Origin of the sequence: Gaetbulibacter saemankumensis DSM 17032, from assembly GCF_000425645.1 — a bacterium.
Taxonomy (GTDB): domain Bacteria; phylum Bacteroidota; class Bacteroidia; order Flavobacteriales; family Flavobacteriaceae; genus Gaetbulibacter; species Gaetbulibacter saemankumensis.
The window spans coordinates 376555-394471 of sequence record NZ_AUDV01000005.1 but is presented as its reverse complement, the minus strand read 5'-3'; the positions used below and the strand labels follow the sequence as shown (position 1 = coordinate 394471).

The window sequence follows — 17917 nt, the reverse complement described above, 5'->3', positions numbered from 1 at the left end:
CAAATTATGCTGAGTTATTTTATATCGTCGGTAAAATGTCCGCCATGTTTACCTTGGGAAAACTTATTATCATTAAAGCTTTTAGACTCTCCTTTCGGAATGGATAAACTTTGCCAGTCGGCACCTTTAATCATACGTCCTATATACACTATTTGCCCAACATGATAGGCATAATGCATCATCTGTCTATTGATAGCTTCTACCAGGGTATGCCCTTGATTACGAATGTAAATGGTAGTGTAGAAATTGTCTTCGTTTATACCATGTAGTGCACGAAATAAACAGGCCCATCCGGTTTGCCATTTTTCCAGAAGTTCGGTTTTGGTTTTAATTATCGATTCGAATTCCAGATCACGGTTCCTAGAAGGTTTCTCGCCATCTGTAGTTAAGAAGTCTGTCCAGCGTGAAAGCATATTACCCCAAAGGTGATTTACAATTATGGCTATAGAGTTGCTTTCGGGGTTATACTGCCAAAATACATCACGTTCATCAAGCTGTGAAAATGTCTTTTCGCCTAAGGCTTTGTAGTATTCAAATTGTTTAATAGTACTGTTTAAATATTGAGTCTCCATGATGGTAAAAGCTTTCAAAGGTTAATATAGGGCGGATACATGTAATGAATATTTACAAAAGCCCTTTTAGTATGTTAGGCCTTTCCGCCTTTTATTAGCAGCCAGATCGCAAAGGCCATTTCTCCTATAATACTTGGGATAGCTACTAACATTAAGAATACGGAAGCATAATCGTCATAATTCACTAATAAAAAATGAGCAGCCGTATCCAACATATACATGGCTCCGGCAACAGCCAGAAAAACAGCAATTATTTTCGGGGTTTTAATAATGTTACCCAATAATATAAGATGTATACCAAAGAAAAACAATCCAATAAGCCAGATGGTATTAAAAACAGCTATTTGATCTAAAACGGTTTCACTGGTTTGTGCCTCTAGGCTTATAACCAACGCAAAAATAGCCACCCCCATAGTGGTAGCATGAATAAGCCGAAAAGAGGTGCTCAGAATAGAGAGTATATGCTGGCGATACAGCATATATAACGACCAGGCAACAATCACATCGAACACAGCAGTAATGAGAAAGGCCAGAATACCGGAACGCACCATTGTAGGGTGTTGCTGTAGGGTTTCTAGAGGTTTGGCAAGCATGGCTTCCAAAACAAAAAAGTTAGCAAAAATAGCTGCAAAAAATATAATAAGGTAGCTAATACCAGTGATGATTGAAAGTTTTCGAGGGGTCATAATCAAGGGGTTATTGCGGTGTGGCTTTTATAGTTAATTCAATGTTGCAAACTAGTATGGCAGCAGAGGTGTTGGTTACAGGTTTGATAATATGAGGCATACAGCTATAAAAGAGTAAAAAGTATGAAAATAGACCAAATGAAATTATCGGCATAGTTTTCATACTTTATAAAGCTTGCGGTAATACTAAATAAGACGAATTTAAGCTAAAAGCCCTTCAACAGACAGATAACGTTCGCCAGTATCATAATTCATAGTAAGAATGGTTTCTTCTCCATTTAAAGACTCTAATTGTTTTCTAACGGCAGCCAGGGAAGCGCCCGTAGAAATTCCTACTAAAATACCTTCTGTTTTTGCTATATTTTGAACTTCAGAAAAGGCTTCTTCTTTGGTAATCCTAAAGGCTCCATCAATAATATCCTTATTAAATACTTCCGGAATAAATCCAGGACCGATACCTTGTAACGGGTGCGGACCAGGTTCGCCACCGGAAATCACAGGAGAGTCATTAGGTTCCACGGCCATAACTTTTAAATGTGGGTAGGTTTCTTTTAAAACTTCAGCCATTCCGGTAATATGACCACCGGTTCCAACGCCGGTTATTAAATAATCAAGACCATCCGGGAAATCTTTAGCGACTTCCAAGGCGGTAGTTCTACGATGTATATCGGGGTTAGCGGGATTGGTAAATTGGGAAGGCATCCACGCGTTTTTATTATTAGCTACTAATTCATCAGCCTTAGCAAGGGTGCCTCCCAGACCTAATTCCTTTGGTGTTAGTACAAGATTAGCACCATAGGCTGCCATTAAAGCGCGTCGTTCAACCGACATTGATTCTGGCATTACCAAGGTAAGTTTGTAGTTTTTCACAGCCGCAATCATAGCCAATCCAATACCGGTATTTCCCGAAGTAGGTTCGATAATCTCGGTATCTTTGGTAATCAGGTTTCTTTTTTCGGCTTCTTCAATCATTGCTAGGGCAATCCTGTCTTTGATACTGCCACCAGGGTTCGCTTTTTCTAGTTTCATCCAAACGTTAGCATTTGGAAATAACTTACTCAGTCTTACAGTTGGGGTGTTACCTATGCTTTCTAAAATGTTATTGAACTTCATAATGATTTTATATTTAGATAAATATAAGCAATTTGTTCGGTAATGTGAGTTGCAAAATGACTGATAAATTTATTACAGTAAACTAAAAGTAATTGAGGTGAAACGACTGTGTTTATGCCTTAAATGTAGGGAGGGAATAAGATTTCTTTATAACTCTAAGCGAGATTAGAAAAGAGCCTGTAGGTATTAAAGGAGTTTTATTTTGTGATAAAATACTTTATAATATCTGCCGTAGACACAATACCAACTATTTTTTTGTTATCGACAATAGGAATGGCGTGGTATTTACCTTTAGAAAGCTCTTTGGCCACTGTTTCAATATTGGTATTCAAATCTAAGGCATACGGGTTTTGGGTCATGATATCTTTTACGGTCAACTTGTTGTAAATGGGATGATTATCATCCAAGCCAGCACCATTTATTTTGTACATGAAATCCACTAAACTAACCATGCCAACCAATATGTCATCTTCGGTTACCGGTATATGATGATGAAATTGTTTTTTCTCGTAAATATGTTTAACATCAAGTATTTTTTGATTTGGTGTTACACACACGACATTTTTAGTCATTATCGAAGATATAGCTGCTGATTTCATGATGTTACACTATTAAAGTATAGACACTAAAGTACCGAGAATCTACAATTCTGCCTATGACATTAATCATAAAAAACTACGTTATTAAAGTATATATTTATTATTGATATACTAACTAAATCGTAAGTCATGAAAACCAAAAGATTGTTAGAGCTGCTTACTTTATCCTCCAGTATTTATTATATAGTTAAGGACACGCACCTAATAGAAAAATTTAACGAACTCTCGCAAAAAAGCAAAGACGAAATAAACAGAATGGCTTCTGAAATTGAATTAGATGACGATGGTAATGAATTAGAGTTTCTCGATAAGATTATACTTAAAACAAGTCAGGCTAAAGAAGAAATTGAGCAGAAAATAGAGGAACTAATTGTTAAGTTCTATAAGAAGATGAACATAGCACAGATAGACGAAATAGAGGCTTTAAACAAAAAACTTGAAAAGGCAAATGATGCGATAGCCTTGTTAGAAGCAAGAATAAATCATTTAGAAACTAAGGTTTAAACCGTCATGTTCGCAAACTTAAAATATAAGTATAAGTCGATTGTTAGATACAACCAAATTCTAAGAGTATTATTAAAATATGGCTTCGAGGACTTGGTAAAGACATTAAAGGATAAAAATAAATATACCTTTTTAAGACGGTTTGTGCCTAAATCTTCAAGAAGGCACGCCGAGCAGTTTACCAAATGGGAAAAAATGCGTTTGGTTTGTGAAGAATTGGGACCTACATTTGTAAAGTTTGGTCAGATTTTAAGTAATCGTCCCGACCTTATTCCTTTCGATTTAGTTTTACAGTTTGAAAAACTTCAGGATAACGTTCCTCCCATGCCAGATAAAATGGCTAAGGAGGTTGTGGTGTCTGAATTACATGATGAGATAGAAAACCTATTTGCCTGGTTTGCTCCTAAACCTTTTGCATCAGCATCCATGGCACAGGTGCATAAAGTAACTCTAAAATCAGGAAAACGTATCGCTTTAAAAATCCAACGCCCAGGAATTAAACAAATTATCTTAGAGGATATTAAAGTCATGTATAACGTGGCCGATATTCTGGAGCATCGGATACCATCACTTAAAAGTTTTGACCCTGTTGGACTGGTGAGAAATTTTGAGCAATCTATTTTAAAGGAATTAGATTTTATACATGAGTCTATAAATGCGCAACGGTTTTATAATAATTTAATGAACGATACGGATTACGATCAGTATGCCAGTGCTCCTAAAGTTTATCCAGAATATACTACCGAAAAGATTTTGGCTTTAGAATTTATTTCCGGCGTTAAGATTGATAAAATGAGGAAATTAGAAGAGAGTGGTATGGATAAAAAGGTTATCGCAAAACGATTGAGTGTTAGCTTTTTTAAACAAATTTTTGAATATGGTTTTTTTCATGCCGATCCTCATCCAGGTAATTTGTTAGTGCTTCCCAACAGACATATTTGTTACCTTGATTTTGGTATGATGGGTAGTATTTTACCTAGAGATATTCGGGTTTTTGGAGATTTGTTTTTGGCGATAACCCAGAAAGATGTCAATAAAATAATTAGAGCACTACAACAACTCTCTAACGAAACAGTGATTCGTGACATGCGGAAATTAGAGTTTGAAATTAATGAATTTGTGGAGAAGTATTATGTGCGCGAGGTGCATCAAAATGAAATTAGTACCATTCTGTTAGAATTAAAGGATATTATTGTAGCTAATGATTTAAAGGTGCCTACACATTTTTACCTGTTCGCCAGAGCTATGGTAACGATTGAAGGTGTTGTAAGTAAGCTAGATCCTAAATTAGATCAATTTGAGGTTGTACGCCCTTATTTATCGAAAACCGTTGCCCGAAATTACAATCCGCTTATATTAGGTAAAAAAGTACTTAACTCAATTTTTGAAATAAGCGACTATTTGGAGGAGTTTCCTAAAGATTTAAAAAATGCTATACGAAAGATAAATTCTGGACAGATTAAAGTCGATTTAACTCATAAAGGTGTCGATGCTATGGTGAATACCATTCATAGAGTTACTAAACAAATTGTAACCGCCTTTATTATTGTGGCATTAATTGTTGGGTCGACCTTATTTACCATCAACGAAATATCACCTCTTTGGAACGGAGTCTCGGCAATGGCCATTATAGGATTTTCTTTGGCTTTTATTTTAGGTATAGGTCTGGTTCGAGATTTAATAAAGAAAGATTACAACAACTGGTAATTATAATAGCATAATAAAAAAAGCACAATAGTATTTTATTGTGCTTTATAAAAATTAGACTTTTGAAAAGGCATTTCTAAAATGTCCGAAAGCCTCAGAAATTTCATTTTGAAAATGTTCCCATTGGGTTTCTTCCGGTTCGGAGCTGTACTTTGCTTTAATTTTTTCAACTACGGTATTAAATTCTTTTTTTGCATTTTCGAAAGTATGTTTTACATCCTCTTTATTTTTATCGAATTTTTGTTCTAAGGCTTCCAGTTGTATCTTAAATTTTTCAATTTCAATTAATAAAAAGGCATACATGCTGTTAAGCGTTTTATTAGTTTTAATGCTAACCTCAAGGTCGTGAAGCTTTAACAATAGTTTCTTTTTTTGCTCTATAAAAACTTCTTTAGATTCAGCCTTACCCAAAGCTAATTGAACTATAAGTTCATCAAACTTGGTGTGAAGTTCTGTTAATTTTTCTTTGCCTTCATTAATTTTGTGCTGGCTATCATGAATAAATAGATTGAATGTTTTTTTTATTTCTTCATATTTATCCAGAGCTTCCGCTTTTCCTAAAGCCATCTGTACTTGAAATTCCTCCAAATCTATGGCTGTTTGTCTAAGTTGTTCAACAACTTTATCAACCAATTTATTTTGCTCTTTAGTTTTCATAATGGTCTAGTTTAGTAATTAAATAAATATCATAACAAATTTTGGTAATAACTATGATTTTAGTCAGTTAGCTGAATTTTTTGATGTATTTATTTATAATTTGTTCAGGTAAGTTATGATAATAATCATTGTAAGATTAAGATTATCTGATTAACTTAGAGGGTTAAGCTTAGTGAAGATGATTAATTTAGACGATATAAAATCATTTTTTATTGAAATAGGAGAATTGTCTTATTTTACAAATAGGTTTTTTAAGGAAGTGTTTAAACGACCTTTCGAAACCAAGGAGCTTTTAAATCAATGTTATAATATTGGCAATCGTTCCTTTTTGTTAGTAGGTATTACGGGATTTATTATAGGGCTTGTTATTACATTGCAAACGAGACCTACACTTCAGGAATTTGGGGCGGAAGCTTGGATGCCCTCCATGGTAAGTATATCTATTATTAGAGAAATTGGGCCCGTTATTATAGCTTTAACGGTTGCCGGGAGAATTGCCTCAGGTATGGGGGCCGAATTAGGGTCTATGCGAGTTACCGAGCAAATTGATGCTATGGAAGTTTCAGGAACCAATCCTTTTAAATATTTAGTAGTCACCAGAATTGTGGCAGCGACCCTCATGATTCCTATTCTAGTAATTTTTGGTGATGCCATTGCTCTTTATGGGTCTTATATTATAGAATTTATTAAGGGCGATGTGTCTTTTCAGTTATATTTTAATAAAGTATTTAAAGCTCTGGAATTTGGAGATATTATCCCGGCGACTGTTAAAACGTTTTTCTTCGGATTTGCCATTGGATTGGTAGGTTGTTTTAAAGGATATTATTGCAGTAATGGTACCGTTGGTGTAGGGAAAGCAGCAAATTCGGCGGTAGTATTAGCTTCTATGTTACTATTTATTCTGGATTTTATAGCTGTGTTTGTAACCGATATTTTTTTTAATATTTAATGATGAAACAAGAATGGCACATACAAGATGCTAAGCCGGCTGTAGAGGTTAAACGGCCAATGATTAAAATCAGAAACCTTAAGAAGGCTTTTGGTGATAATACGGTATTAAATGGTTTTGATTTAGATCTTTTTGAAGGAGAGAACCTTGTGGTTATGGGGAAATCAGGAACCGGAAAGTCGGTAATGATTAAGTGCTTGGTAGGACTTATAGAGCCAGATTCAGGAAGCATAGAGGTGATGGGGAAAAACATTGTAAAACTGAATCAAGTGGAATTAGACGACTTACGTACCGATATTGGATTTTTGTTTCAGGGTAGTGCGCTTTATGATTCCATGACCGTTAGAGAAAATCTGGAGTTTCCTTTAAGGCGCCATAAAAAGCGTTATGCTGAAAATTTTGATACAACCGAATTAGTTACTAAAACACTAAATAGTGTTGGATTAGCGCATACTATCGATTTAATGCCTTCGGAGTTGTCGGGAGGTATGAAACGACGTATCGCATTGGCACGAACTTTAATATTAAAGCCTAAAATTATTCTGTATGATGAGCCAACTAGTGGATTAGATCCTATAACCTCAAAAGAAATTGTTGAACTCATGCGGAATGTACAACGCGAATATAAGACGTCGGCACTCATTATTACGCATGATGTAGATTGTGCTCGTGTGGTATCGGAACGGATGATTTTATTGGTGGATGGTGTAAATTATGCAGAAGGTACTTTTGCTGAATTATCAAAGTCTGAAGACGAAAAAATAAGAGCGTTTTTTAAATAAATAAATTTTGAAATCATGAAAAAGACAACGAATCAAAAATTAAGACTAGGTGTTTTTGTTGTTACTGGCTTGCTCATTTTTATAGTTGCCATTTATTTTATAGGTGAACGACAAAATTTGTTTAATAAAACCTTTAGCATTGGCGCCAATTTTAATAATGTTAATGGATTAATGGAAGGGAATAATGTGCGTTATTCGGGGATTAATGTAGGGACGGTAAAAAAAATTACCATGTATAATGATTCTACCATTCATGTGAGCATGCTAATAGACGAAAAAATGGTCAACCACATTAAAAAGGATGCTGTGGCTACCATTGGAACCGATGGTTTGGTTGGTAATATGATTGTAAATATAATTCCTGGTGATGGAAATAAAGAAGGTATTGTTTCAGGCGATGTTATAAAGTCTTATACCAAAATAGCAGCTAGTGAAATGCTAAATACCTTAAATGTTACAAACGAAAATGCGGCTTTATTAACTTCCAAATTACTTGATATTACCAATGCCATAACAGAAGGAAAAGGTACTTTAGGTATGCTTATAAATGATACCATAGCAGCCAATAATGTCAAGCAGACTTTTAATAATTTAAGGTTAACCAGTATTCAGGCAAATAAATCTTTAAATGATATTAATAAAATTATTAATTCGATTAACATTAACGAAAGTGCTGCCGGAGTGTTGTTAAGTGATACTATTGAAGCACAGAAAGTAAGAACCATTATCACCAACCTAGAAGATTCAAGTCGGGCAATAAAAGAGGTGGTAAGCAATTTAAACGAAACCTTATCCAACATAAAAGACGGGGAAGGTGCCATTAATTATCTGTCTAATGATAAGGCCTTTGTAGAATCTCTTGAACAAACTATGAAAAATATTCAGGAAGGTACGGATAAATTTAATCAGAATATGGATGCTTTAAAACATAGTTTTTTAACAAGAAGCTATTTTAAAAAACTTGAAAGACAAATGAAAAAATCTACCAAAGAGTGAGATTAATTAGCTGTTAAACATATAGAAATGTGCCTCGGACATAACTTAATTCAACTACCTTTTTCTTAAAGGAGGAACTATAGTTTCTGTACCGTGTTTTTATGATTCAAAGTATTGCATGTTAGGTTATTATAAAGATTGCGCTTCGGAGGTTTGTGTATTCGTAGATGGTTATGCTTTCACAGACAGCGAAGGGAAAAGGTCATTTCAGCTACTTCCGTCGCGTGTAATTGAAGTTATTAGAGTTCAGGTATTTGGATGGAATGATGGCTATCGTTTCTTTTCCAATTATGAAGACTTCATGGGATTTTAAAAAATCCACACGATATAATATTTTATCTAACTAAAGCAGATTGGAATAATTAATAAATCAGAAAACTACGATTATTAGTTTACTATTATTTTATCAAATTCAATTATCTTGATAAAATTTAGGATGAATTGGTTCGATAATTTAATCTTTCCCCACTACTATTAAAACCAGATACTAATGTGTCTGTTTTTTTTATTATGTTTAAAGCACTCCAATAAGATTTTGCATATCTTTAAAGATATGACCAATTTAATTAATAAATGGAGCAAAGGTATATTCACATATTAAAGCTGGTTAATCAAATTTCCAAAATAGGGTCATTAGAAGAACAATTAATTATTGACAGTTTCAAACCTTTCAACCTTAAAAAGGGAGAGTATTTTTTAGAGTCAGGCAAAATCAATAGACATGTTGCTTTTCTTCATAGTGGATTGATTAGATATTTTGTGTATAATAATAGCGATGAAGCTACCTTCGAATTCACCAAGGAAGGTGAGTTCCTTGCAGACTACCAAAGTTTTAATAATAAAACACCTTCATTGCAAAATATTCAGGCAATAGAAGATTGTGAAATGCTTATAATTAGCTATTCTGATCTTCAAAACATATTTAACAAAGTATCAACTGGAAATTTAATTGGACGAATTATTATTGAACATCGTTTTGATATCATGGTTCGTCAACTACTCGCAATTTATATGCAAGGACATGTAGAAAGGTATAAAAGTTTTGTTGATAACTATTCTGGTCTCGCCCAAAGAATTCCACAGTATCATATAGCTTCTTATGTTGGAGTAAAACCACCATCTCTCAGTCGAATAAAGAAAAAATTTGTTAAGGGTATTTCTTAACCCAGGTTAATGAATTTTAATTATCTGTTCATTAATTTTAGCAAAGAACTATGTTGAATAAAACTTTTAGGTCATGATAAAAATACACATTATAAAACCACTAAATATTGTTTTAAGCCTGTTAATGATGATTTCTTTAGGATGTAAACAAATGAGTGAAGTTGAAACAGATATTTCTGCTGGTTTAAATGGTGGATTTGAAACAGTTCAAAATGATTTACCTGTAAACTGGTTAATGTATACACCTAATACAGTTCCAGATTCAAATTTCAAAATTGTTATAGACGATGAAAATTTTATAGAAGGTAAACAGTCGCTTAAGTTTGATGTAAAACATTGTCAGAATATTGGTGGATGGACTTCGCCTGGTTTTACTAATCAGTTTCATGAAGTAGGAAGTTTTAAGGGAGAAGCAAGCTACCAAATTAAGTTTTGGATTATGAATCAAGGCACAAAATTTAGAATTAATGCTGGTGGTGTTAGGCCTTTTGAAGGAGAAATGAATACTATTTTGGAAGATAATGCAGAAATAAATCAGTGGAAAATGTATACGTTTGTTGTTGATGTAATTGAGGAAATGGAGCTTAGACTGGAATTAAATATTCTGGAGCCTGGAGTATTTTGGATAGATGATGTGCAAATAAGAAAGATTTAAGAATTGAACCAAAAAATAATTTATCTTAAAATGTAATATGAAGTAATGAAACTAGTCAAAAAAATCTTTAATGTATTAGCAATTCTTCTGTTTCTTGTGGTAATTGTTATAGCGCTTTTTTATCGTCAAGAAGCATATCGATTATATAAAGTAGTTACCTTTTTTGAACCTGAAAATATATCGGAGAATTTCCGTGAAATAGAGTCTATTTTTCCAACGAGACTAGTTCCTAAGTCAACACAACCTTATTCGTTTTCTTATTCCAACAAAGAATTCGTTATTCCTGAAAATTTTAGGCACAATGATTCTATTATTAACACGCAATCTTATTTAGATTATACTCTTACTGATGCCTTATTGGTTATACACAATGATTCTATTATACATGAATACTACGGTAATGGATTCCAGTCGAAGGATACACATATAGCGTTTTCTATGTCTAAATCTGTTGTCTCTGCGCTTATTGGAATAGCTATAGAAGAAGGGGATATTAAGAGTGTTCAAAATACCGTAACAGAATATCTTCCAGAGTTTGAAGGAACAGGTTATGACGGTGTTCAAATTAAAGAGGTGTTGCAAATGTCCTCAGGCGTGAGGTTTAATGAAGATTATAGTGATTTCTTTTCTGACATTAATATCATGGGGCGTTATTTTGCTATTGGTAAACCTATGAGAAAGTTTGCGAAAATACTAATAAGAGAACGAGAGCCAGGTACTTATAATCAATACGTAAGTATAGATACTCAAGTGCTTGGTATGATTTTGACTAAAGCAACAGGCATGTCAATTTCCGAATATATGTCCAAAAAACTTTGGGAACCTATTGGGGCTGAATCTGATGCTTTTTGGATAATTGATAATGAAGGTATGGAGTTTGCCGTTGGTGGATTGAATTGTACTGCAAAAGATTATGCAAAAATTGGACAATTATTCCTTAATTTGGGAGAATGGGATGGAAAACAGGTGGTTCCCAGAGAGTGGGTTATAGCTTCTATTACACCAGATGCTCCACATTTAATGCCGGGAATACGTCCTAACGCTAAATCAAAGGATGGTTATGGGTATCAATGGTGGATTCCATTAGGAGCGGATGATGAGTTTAATGCTCAGGGAATCTACACTCAATTTATATATGTAGACCCCAATAAAGATTTGGTTATAGTTAAACTCTCTTCAAACTATCATTTTAAAACTGATACAACTGGTTATTTTCATGACCATGAAATAGCTTTATATAGAACTATCGCTAAGTCTTTAGGACTTTATTATTAAAATGGTTCGACAAAACAATATTAGGGCGAGCCATATTAGATAGTCCTAAAGACCTAATTATTCCGGTTTTTTATTTAATTTTTTTGATTTATGGAAATCCTTTATTAGGTATTACATTTTATTTTTCTCCATAAATCACTAGTGAATTGCCATCAATTGTAACATGTCCATGAGGATATCTTTTATTAACTAAATCTAAAACATCACTTTTTATTTTGTCACGCAAAGTATCACTAGCCCTGCTTAGTGCTGCAACAAATGGAGCGGCTATGTCTGTCATCATGTTCCAATAATTTTCAGCTATTCCGCATTTTAGCTTCCCATTAACTTCGGTAACAGTTACATTTATTAATCCCGATTCTTTAAATAGTCCTTTTATTAAGTCTGGTTTTGCACACCGGAACATACCTGGTGCTCCAGCTGGTAGAGCAGGTAGTTGCATATGTCTTTTAATGGTTTCACCAATAGCAGTGACCCAGAAATTTTTATCAGGAGTATCCCAAACTGAAGTAACAATTCTGCCACCAGGTTTTAATACTCGATACATTTCTTTAGCAGCTAACTGCATATCTGGGAAAAACATATAACCCAAACGACAACTAATTGCGTTAAAAGAGTTGTCTGGAAAAGGAAGCTCGCAAACATCGCAGGATATAAATTCGGTGTTTTTTAGTCCTTTTTTTTCAGCGTTTTCACGAGCAATATATAACATGCTGTCAGCAATGTCGGTAATCACGACCTTACCATGTTCCACCGTTAAGGCAATGGTAAGTGCTGGCTCTCCAGTTCCAGCGGCAATATCTAAAACATGGTCTGTCTTTTTTAAATTTAATTGACTTATCATGTTGTCTCCTATAGGTTTTAAGAAATCCATAAATTCATAATCCCATTTTTTCCATCCAGGTGAAAACTTATTCCATGATGATTTTTGTTGATCTCTTATTTCTTGAAGTTGTAATTCCATTTTATTTTTTGATTAGATTTTTATAATTGAAAGTTTAAAGATGTCTTTTGAACTTTATATAATTAATTTTGTAGTCCCACCTGAACATCCATAGGGTTAATAAGAGAATTGAAAATTGGTGATTGCTTAGCTAATGTTATCAATTCCTTTTTTTGTGCTTCATCTGAACCTTTAATATCAAAGGTTACCCTAATTTGTTTAAACCCTTTAGGCCCAGTAGAATTCAATCCTAGAAAACCTTTGATGTCTATGTCACCTTCAATTTTTGAGGATACTGCTTCAATTTTAATACCTCTTGCGGCAGCCAATAATACCATTGCAGTTGTCATACACCCTAAGAGACCGTGCAGTAATACCTCACCAGGATTGGCTCCTTTGTTGTTTCCAAGAAGTATAGGAGGTTCGTCATTGTCGTAAATAAAAGGTTCGGTTCTGCTGGTGTCTTCCTGGCAGGCTCCGTAGAAACCTTGAATATAGCTTCTGTTGTGCCCTCCGTCTATCCACTCGTTGGTAGCACGAAGTTGAAAATCACCAATTTCAGGTTTCGCTTGTAGAGCAGTTACGACTGCTGCGATGTCTTCCTGATTAAATCCGTTTACTGTTTTTGTTAGAGTTTCCATACTTTGATTTTTTATGATTAATAATCGATACAATGCAAAAGTATGGGTGGAAAGCTCTTTTGAGATAGGCCGAAAAGTCCATAAAATTAACAATTCAGTCCAAGGCTATAAAATGGACCTATTCCTTTATTGAAGAGTCTCTATATTGTAAGGGGGTCACTGAAAATCGCTGTTTAAATGCTCTAATAAAACTGGAAGGTTCTTCAAACCCGCATTCAAATCCAATAATATTTACAGCTTTATCAGTTGTCGTAAGAAGATGTGATGCCAGATCAAGACGCTTATTCGAAAGCCATTTGCCAGGAGAAGTTTTGTAAATAGCTTGAAAGTTTCTTTTAAATGAACTTAAACTCATATGGCATAAACTGGCAAATTGTTCCAAATTTAAACAATAGGCAAAATTTTCTTCCATAACTTGTAATAACTGGGTACTTTGTTCTTTAGCTATGGATAAAAGATAATCAGCAAGTGTTTTATGAATGGGGTTGGTAAAGATATTTAGTAACAATTCTTCAAATTTAAGTTGCAGAAGATTCTTATCTGGATAAGAAGAAGAACCTAAAAATGCGGCAAGCGAATTAATGTAGCCTTCCAGATAAGCATCAAGCTCAACTCTGATGACTGCGTCTGTATGGTTATTTTCATTTGAAGAATTGCTTGCTACTAAAGATGCAAATCGTTGAATGAATTTCTTTATAAATTCATCAGGTATAAATACCATGAGCGCACAATAATCTTCATCAAAATATTGGTGAACCAAGTTAGCTCCTTTTTTTACAAACAATGAATCTCCGGCTTCTACGGTATAATCATTATAAATACTTCGCCACATTTTTTTACCGGAGGTTACGAAAACAAAATAATTGGATTGAGACCAAATACCCGCTTTTACTTCATTTACTAAACATTTATATTCAATAAAGAGCAAATCATGGATTTGAAGTTTTTTGTAATTAGTTGCGGTCTTGAGATATCCATAAAGGTCTAGCATATTTTTTATAAAAAGCCGGTGCAGGCAGTAAATATATTATCCTCGTGTTTTTACTTTCTTAAATATAGTAAAAGTATTTCAAAACAATAGTCTTGTCTGATGCGTTATTAACGAATTAGAAGTAATAGGATGGGATGTTACATATCTGTATTTTAATAAGGGATAGAATTATTATTATGTTTTTTGATATTTTCAGGACGGATCTATTTTTAAGAAAAAAGATCCGTCTTTGGAGGTAATTGGTCCTTGAGTTCATATGCTTCGGTTTTTATTTAAAATTAATGGTTCATTTTTTACTCAACATTTCAGCATTTCACCTATACATTACCACAACATTTAATGAAAATCCTCTGTTTCGCAATGTGTTATTATTATATGAAGACTGATGTTAATCTTCTGACATATTAGGAATTTCGTAAAATTGATGTCTTTTTTTTGCAATGTATGTTTTTTGTATTGGTTTAAAACACGGAATAAACAATATATAGGCGTACTTTTCAAAATACTAAAACCTTAAACTAAATTCAACATTAAAACTAATTGTATGAAAACAAACTTTTTTAAAATTTTCTTACTGTTATTTCCAATAATACTTTTTTCACAAGTTGAAAAAGTTGTACTAGAAACAAACGAACAGGGTACAGCTTTAATCGTGAATGGGCAGAAGATGATGATCAATGGTATGAATTGGGATTATTTTCCAGTTGGAACTAATTACAATTATAGCCTTTGGAAACAGTCGGATGATTTTATAAAATCGGCACTAGACACTGAAATGTCCTTATTGAAAAATATGGGGGTAAATGTGATTAGGCAATACACGGGAGTACCTCCAAAATGGATTTCTTATATATATGAAAACTACGGGATTTACACACTTTTAAATCACTCCTTTGGTAGGTATGGCTTAACCATTAATAACACATGGGTAGAAATAACCGATTATAGAAATACAGATACCAAAAGTCTTTTAATGGATGAGGTAATAGAAATGGCCAAAGCTTATAAAGAGACGCCTGGACTATTAATGTTTTTGCTCGGAAATGAAAATAATTACGGCTTGTTTTGGGCTGGGGCAGAAACAGAAGATTTCCCAGACGACGATGAAAAGAAAAAATTTATAGGTGAAGAAAGAGGGCGTCCCATGTATCGATTAATGAATGAGGCTGCTTTGAAAATGAAAACCATAGATGAGAATCATCCAATAGCCATATGTAATGGAGACTTATTATTTCTTGATATTATTAAAGATGAGTGTAAAGATGTTGATGTATTAGGTGTTAATATGTATCGTGGCAAGTCATTCGGCGATGCTTTCGAGCAGGTTAAGTCAGAATTAAAGATGCCTATCATGTTTACAGAATTTGGTTCGGATGCCTTTAATGTTAAGACCAATCAAGAGGATCAAAAGATGCAGGCGTATTTTATGGTGGAAAATTGGAAAGAAATTTATCAAAATGCACAAGGATTAGGTGGATCTGGTAATTCCATAGGAGGATTCACATTTCAGTTCAGTGATGGATGGTGGAAATTCGGGCAAACTAAGAATTTAGACATTCATGATACGAATGCCTCATGGTCTAACGGGGGGTACTTTATGGATTATACACCTGGGGAGAACAATATGAACGAAGAATGGTTTGGTATATGTGCTAAGGGTCAAACAAATTCACGAGGTTTCTATGATTTATATCCTCGTGCAGCTTACTATGCATTGAAACAAGTTCATAATATAGATCCTTTTGATCAACAAGCTACTAATGAATATATTGAAACAGCATTCAACAATGTAAATTTAATGGATGCGGTTTTACGAGCTCGAGGAGATAAAGCCGCTATGGGTGGGACTGAAAAATTGAAGATAAGTCAGCTAAGAGCGGAGTTTACAACCTATAATACCGGAGGTAGTTTAATAACAACCCCAAAAGAACCAAGTGATGATAGTCGAACCTATCCTAGACAATTAGGCTTCGATCATATGCAATCTTATTTTGTGGGGGTTGAAGGAAATCCAGCACCAAATATGCGTGCCGAAGTAAATGCAAATATCTTAGGTAATGTGGCGGAAAACCCGATAGATGAAATATTTTATGAAAATAGGGGGCGACCATATAGTGTTAATACAAATGAGGGTGAAGTAGAGATTAGAGACCCCCGAAGAGTTCAAATTTATAGTGCCTCTTACGAATGGAATGCCAAGGATTTTGACATTCGAGGATTTTACAGAACAGGACATTACCACTGGGGGTATGAAGGTGATTTTTTTGGATTATATCCAGAGGCAAATTATGGACCTAATTTAGATATTTATAACGGAGAAATTCTAGGTGCAGAAATAGATGGAAAGCGCGCCTTAAAAGGTTTGAAAGTAGCTTTCGGTCCACAATTATGGTGGGGGGCTAATCCCGCTTTACTATTAAAATATAGTCGAACCTTTGGTAACTATGATTTAACAGCCATATTCCATGAAGACATAGATGATGCGCGTAATATAGTGACCTCAATTGCAATTCCGCAACCTAAAACAAGGAGACTGGCGTTACATGTTAAACGAGAATTTGGTGATTTTGGAATTGAATTAGGAGGTATATGGGCTGGACAGCCTTTGAACGGAAGAAGTTTTCAGGTAGCAACAGGCGAATCTGGTAATTACGAAATTTTTGAAGATGAGATAAAACCAGAAGATAATTGGGGAGGGAAAGCAAAAATAACCTTTTCAAAAGGAGCCTTTAATTGGTATGCACAAGCTGCCGCTATGGGGTTAGTAGCTACCGGAGGCGGAGATTATACCAAAACATTTACAGGATGGAAACTTAAAGACTCAGGAAGCGGGAATCAAACCAATTTCTTGACAGGTTTCACCTATAGTTTTGGGAAGTTTCAAATTGCACCGAATTTCTTATGGCAGAAACCATTGGTAGATCCCATGCCAAATGATGTACAAGCACCAGGTAGATTAAGAAATATTTTTGATGATCCCTTTTCTGTTAGATCCAATAGAGAGACAACTGCAGGTGAAATACTTTTAACCTATGATCCTACACCTGGTACTTGGATGTATGAATGGGATAATGACCGAGTTGAGGATGCAAAATTTGCTTTTAATTTAGGCTTTATTTACAGGCATCTTCCAACAACTCAGGATGCTGCTATCGGGTTTTTAGAAGACAGAACTCTATTCGCATTTCCTAACTCAGCGCCCGCAGAAGACTTGTGGGAGGCTCATACTCGAATCGTATCTAAAATTCATCCTGATTTGGGGTTAATTGCCAATTTATATGCAGGAACAGGGCAAGCTAATGGTAGTGATGATCGCTTAATAAAACGAGGTGGAGGTGATATTCGATTTATTTATAATAAGTTGAAACTAGTACATACCGTTAAGATTAACGATTGGGGGCCATTCGATTATCATAGAGACTTTAACCTCACTTTTCCTTTGCAGCTCATGTTAGATTTATCAACTTCTTTAGGGAAACCGGATTGGTTTATATTACCAAATACCAGAATTGGTATTCGAGGTACCTGGAGGTCGCTAGATCAATATTCACCGCGCTATTTGCCTAATCAGACCAATAACCCATTTGTAAATGAACCAACCATTAGTCCTGTAGGTTTTGGTAATGGTCAGGAATGGGAAATTAGAACATATGTACACATCAACATTGGAAAATAATATTTAA

General features: G+C 34.4%; 18 protein-coding genes. 10 read left to right on the top strand and 8 right to left on the bottom strand.

The window, feature by feature from the left end; genetic code table 11:
• Positions 1–14: 14 nt before the first annotated feature.
• The 4 genes from H611_RS0101765 to H611_RS0101750 form a co-directional block, all read right to left on the bottom strand.
• A complete protein-coding gene (locus H611_RS0101765) occupies positions 15–572 on the bottom strand; it encodes a DUF1572 family protein (RefSeq protein ID WP_027136730.1) in 558 nt (185 codons plus the stop codon).
• 74 nt (positions 573–646) lie between these two features.
• Complete coding sequence (locus H611_RS0101760; RefSeq protein WP_027136729.1) at positions 647–1258, bottom strand: DUF4386 domain-containing protein; 612 nt, start codon at positions 1256–1258, stop codon at positions 647–649.
• A gap of 201 nt (positions 1259–1459) precedes the next feature.
• Positions 1460–2371, bottom strand: coding sequence for a cysteine synthase A (gene cysK, locus H611_RS0101755; protein WP_027136728.1), 912 nt, complete (start codon positions 2369–2371; stop codon positions 1460–1462).
• Between the two features lie 197 nt (positions 2372–2568).
• On the bottom strand, positions 2569–2970 hold the full coding sequence (locus H611_RS0101750) for a CBS domain-containing protein (RefSeq protein WP_027136727.1): 402 nt from the start codon (positions 2968–2970) through the stop codon (positions 2569–2571).
• 129 nt (positions 2971–3099) lie between these two features.
• Between H611_RS0101750 and H611_RS0101745 the strand changes: the two genes are divergently transcribed.
• Together H611_RS0101745 and H611_RS0101740 are read left to right on the top strand one after the other, a co-directional pair.
• Entirely contained in the window at positions 3100–3474 is a 375-nt protein-coding gene (locus tag H611_RS0101745; protein WP_027136726.1) for a hypothetical protein, read from the top strand.
• Between the two features lie 6 nt (positions 3475–3480).
• Positions 3481–5181 carry an AarF/UbiB family protein gene (locus tag H611_RS0101740; RefSeq protein WP_027136725.1) on the top strand — a complete coding sequence of 567 codons (1701 nt, stop codon included), beginning with the start codon at positions 3481–3483 and terminating at the stop codon, positions 5179–5181.
• 54 nt (positions 5182–5235) lie between these two features.
• Here the strand turns inward: H611_RS0101740 and H611_RS0101735 are convergent, their stop codons facing one another.
• The gene (locus H611_RS0101735) at positions 5236–5838 is read right to left on the bottom strand and encodes a hypothetical protein (RefSeq protein WP_027136724.1); all 603 of its coding nucleotides are present in this window, start codon (positions 5836–5838) and stop codon (positions 5236–5238) included.
• Between the two features lie 178 nt (positions 5839–6016).
• Between H611_RS0101735 and H611_RS0101730 the strand changes: the two genes are divergently transcribed.
• From H611_RS0101730 to H611_RS0101700, 7 genes are all read left to right on the top strand, one after another.
• Positions 6017–6787: an MlaE family ABC transporter permease gene (locus H611_RS0101730; RefSeq protein WP_027136723.1), complete on the top strand. Its 771-nt coding sequence runs from the start codon at positions 6017–6019 to the stop codon at positions 6785–6787.
• Between the two features lie 59 nt (positions 6788–6846).
• Entirely contained in the window at positions 6847–7569 is a 723-nt protein-coding gene (locus tag H611_RS0101725; protein ID WP_027136722.1) for an ABC transporter ATP-binding protein, read from the top strand.
• 15 nt (positions 7570–7584) lie between these two features.
• A complete protein-coding gene (locus tag H611_RS0101720) occupies positions 7585–8565 on the top strand; it encodes an MlaD family protein (RefSeq protein ID WP_027136721.1) in 981 nt (326 codons plus the stop codon).
• 118 nt (positions 8566–8683) lie between these two features.
• On the top strand, positions 8684–8878 hold the full coding sequence (locus tag H611_RS0101715; RefSeq protein ID WP_027136720.1) for a hypothetical protein: 195 nt from the start codon (positions 8684–8686) through the stop codon (positions 8876–8878).
• Between the two features lie 260 nt (positions 8879–9138).
• Positions 9139–9729 (top strand): Crp/Fnr family transcriptional regulator, encoded by a 591-nt coding sequence (locus H611_RS0101710; RefSeq protein ID WP_035483135.1) that lies wholly within the window; start codon positions 9139–9141, stop codon positions 9727–9729.
• A gap of 73 nt (positions 9730–9802) precedes the next feature.
• Positions 9803–10384: a hypothetical protein gene (locus H611_RS0101705; RefSeq protein WP_027136718.1), complete on the top strand. Its 582-nt coding sequence runs from the start codon at positions 9803–9805 to the stop codon at positions 10382–10384.
• A 45-nt stretch (positions 10385–10429) separates the two neighbouring features.
• Positions 10430–11659 carry a serine hydrolase domain-containing protein gene (locus tag H611_RS0101700; RefSeq protein WP_051238680.1) on the top strand — a complete coding sequence of 410 codons (1230 nt, stop codon included), beginning with the start codon at positions 10430–10432 and terminating at the stop codon, positions 11657–11659.
• A 118-nt stretch (positions 11660–11777) separates the two neighbouring features.
• Here H611_RS0101700 and H611_RS0101695 read toward each other — a convergent pair whose 3' ends face one another.
• The 3 genes from H611_RS0101695 to H611_RS0101685 form a co-directional block, all read right to left on the bottom strand.
• Complete coding sequence (locus H611_RS0101695; protein WP_027136716.1) at positions 11778–12623, bottom strand: class I SAM-dependent methyltransferase; 846 nt, start codon at positions 12621–12623, stop codon at positions 11778–11780.
• Between the two features lie 62 nt (positions 12624–12685).
• Positions 12686–13243 (bottom strand): OsmC family protein, encoded by a 558-nt coding sequence (locus tag H611_RS0101690; RefSeq protein ID WP_027136715.1) that lies wholly within the window; start codon positions 13241–13243, stop codon positions 12686–12688.
• Between the two features lie 118 nt (positions 13244–13361).
• Entirely contained in the window at positions 13362–14234 is an 873-nt protein-coding gene (locus H611_RS0101685; protein ID WP_027136714.1) for a helix-turn-helix domain-containing protein, read from the bottom strand.
• A 544-nt stretch (positions 14235–14778) separates the two neighbouring features.
• Between H611_RS0101685 and H611_RS0101680 the strand changes: the two genes are divergently transcribed.
• Positions 14779–17910 carry a hypothetical protein gene (locus H611_RS0101680; protein WP_027136713.1) on the top strand — a complete coding sequence of 1044 codons (3132 nt, stop codon included), beginning with the start codon at positions 14779–14781 and terminating at the stop codon, positions 17908–17910.
• Positions 17911–17917 lie beyond the last annotated feature (7 nt).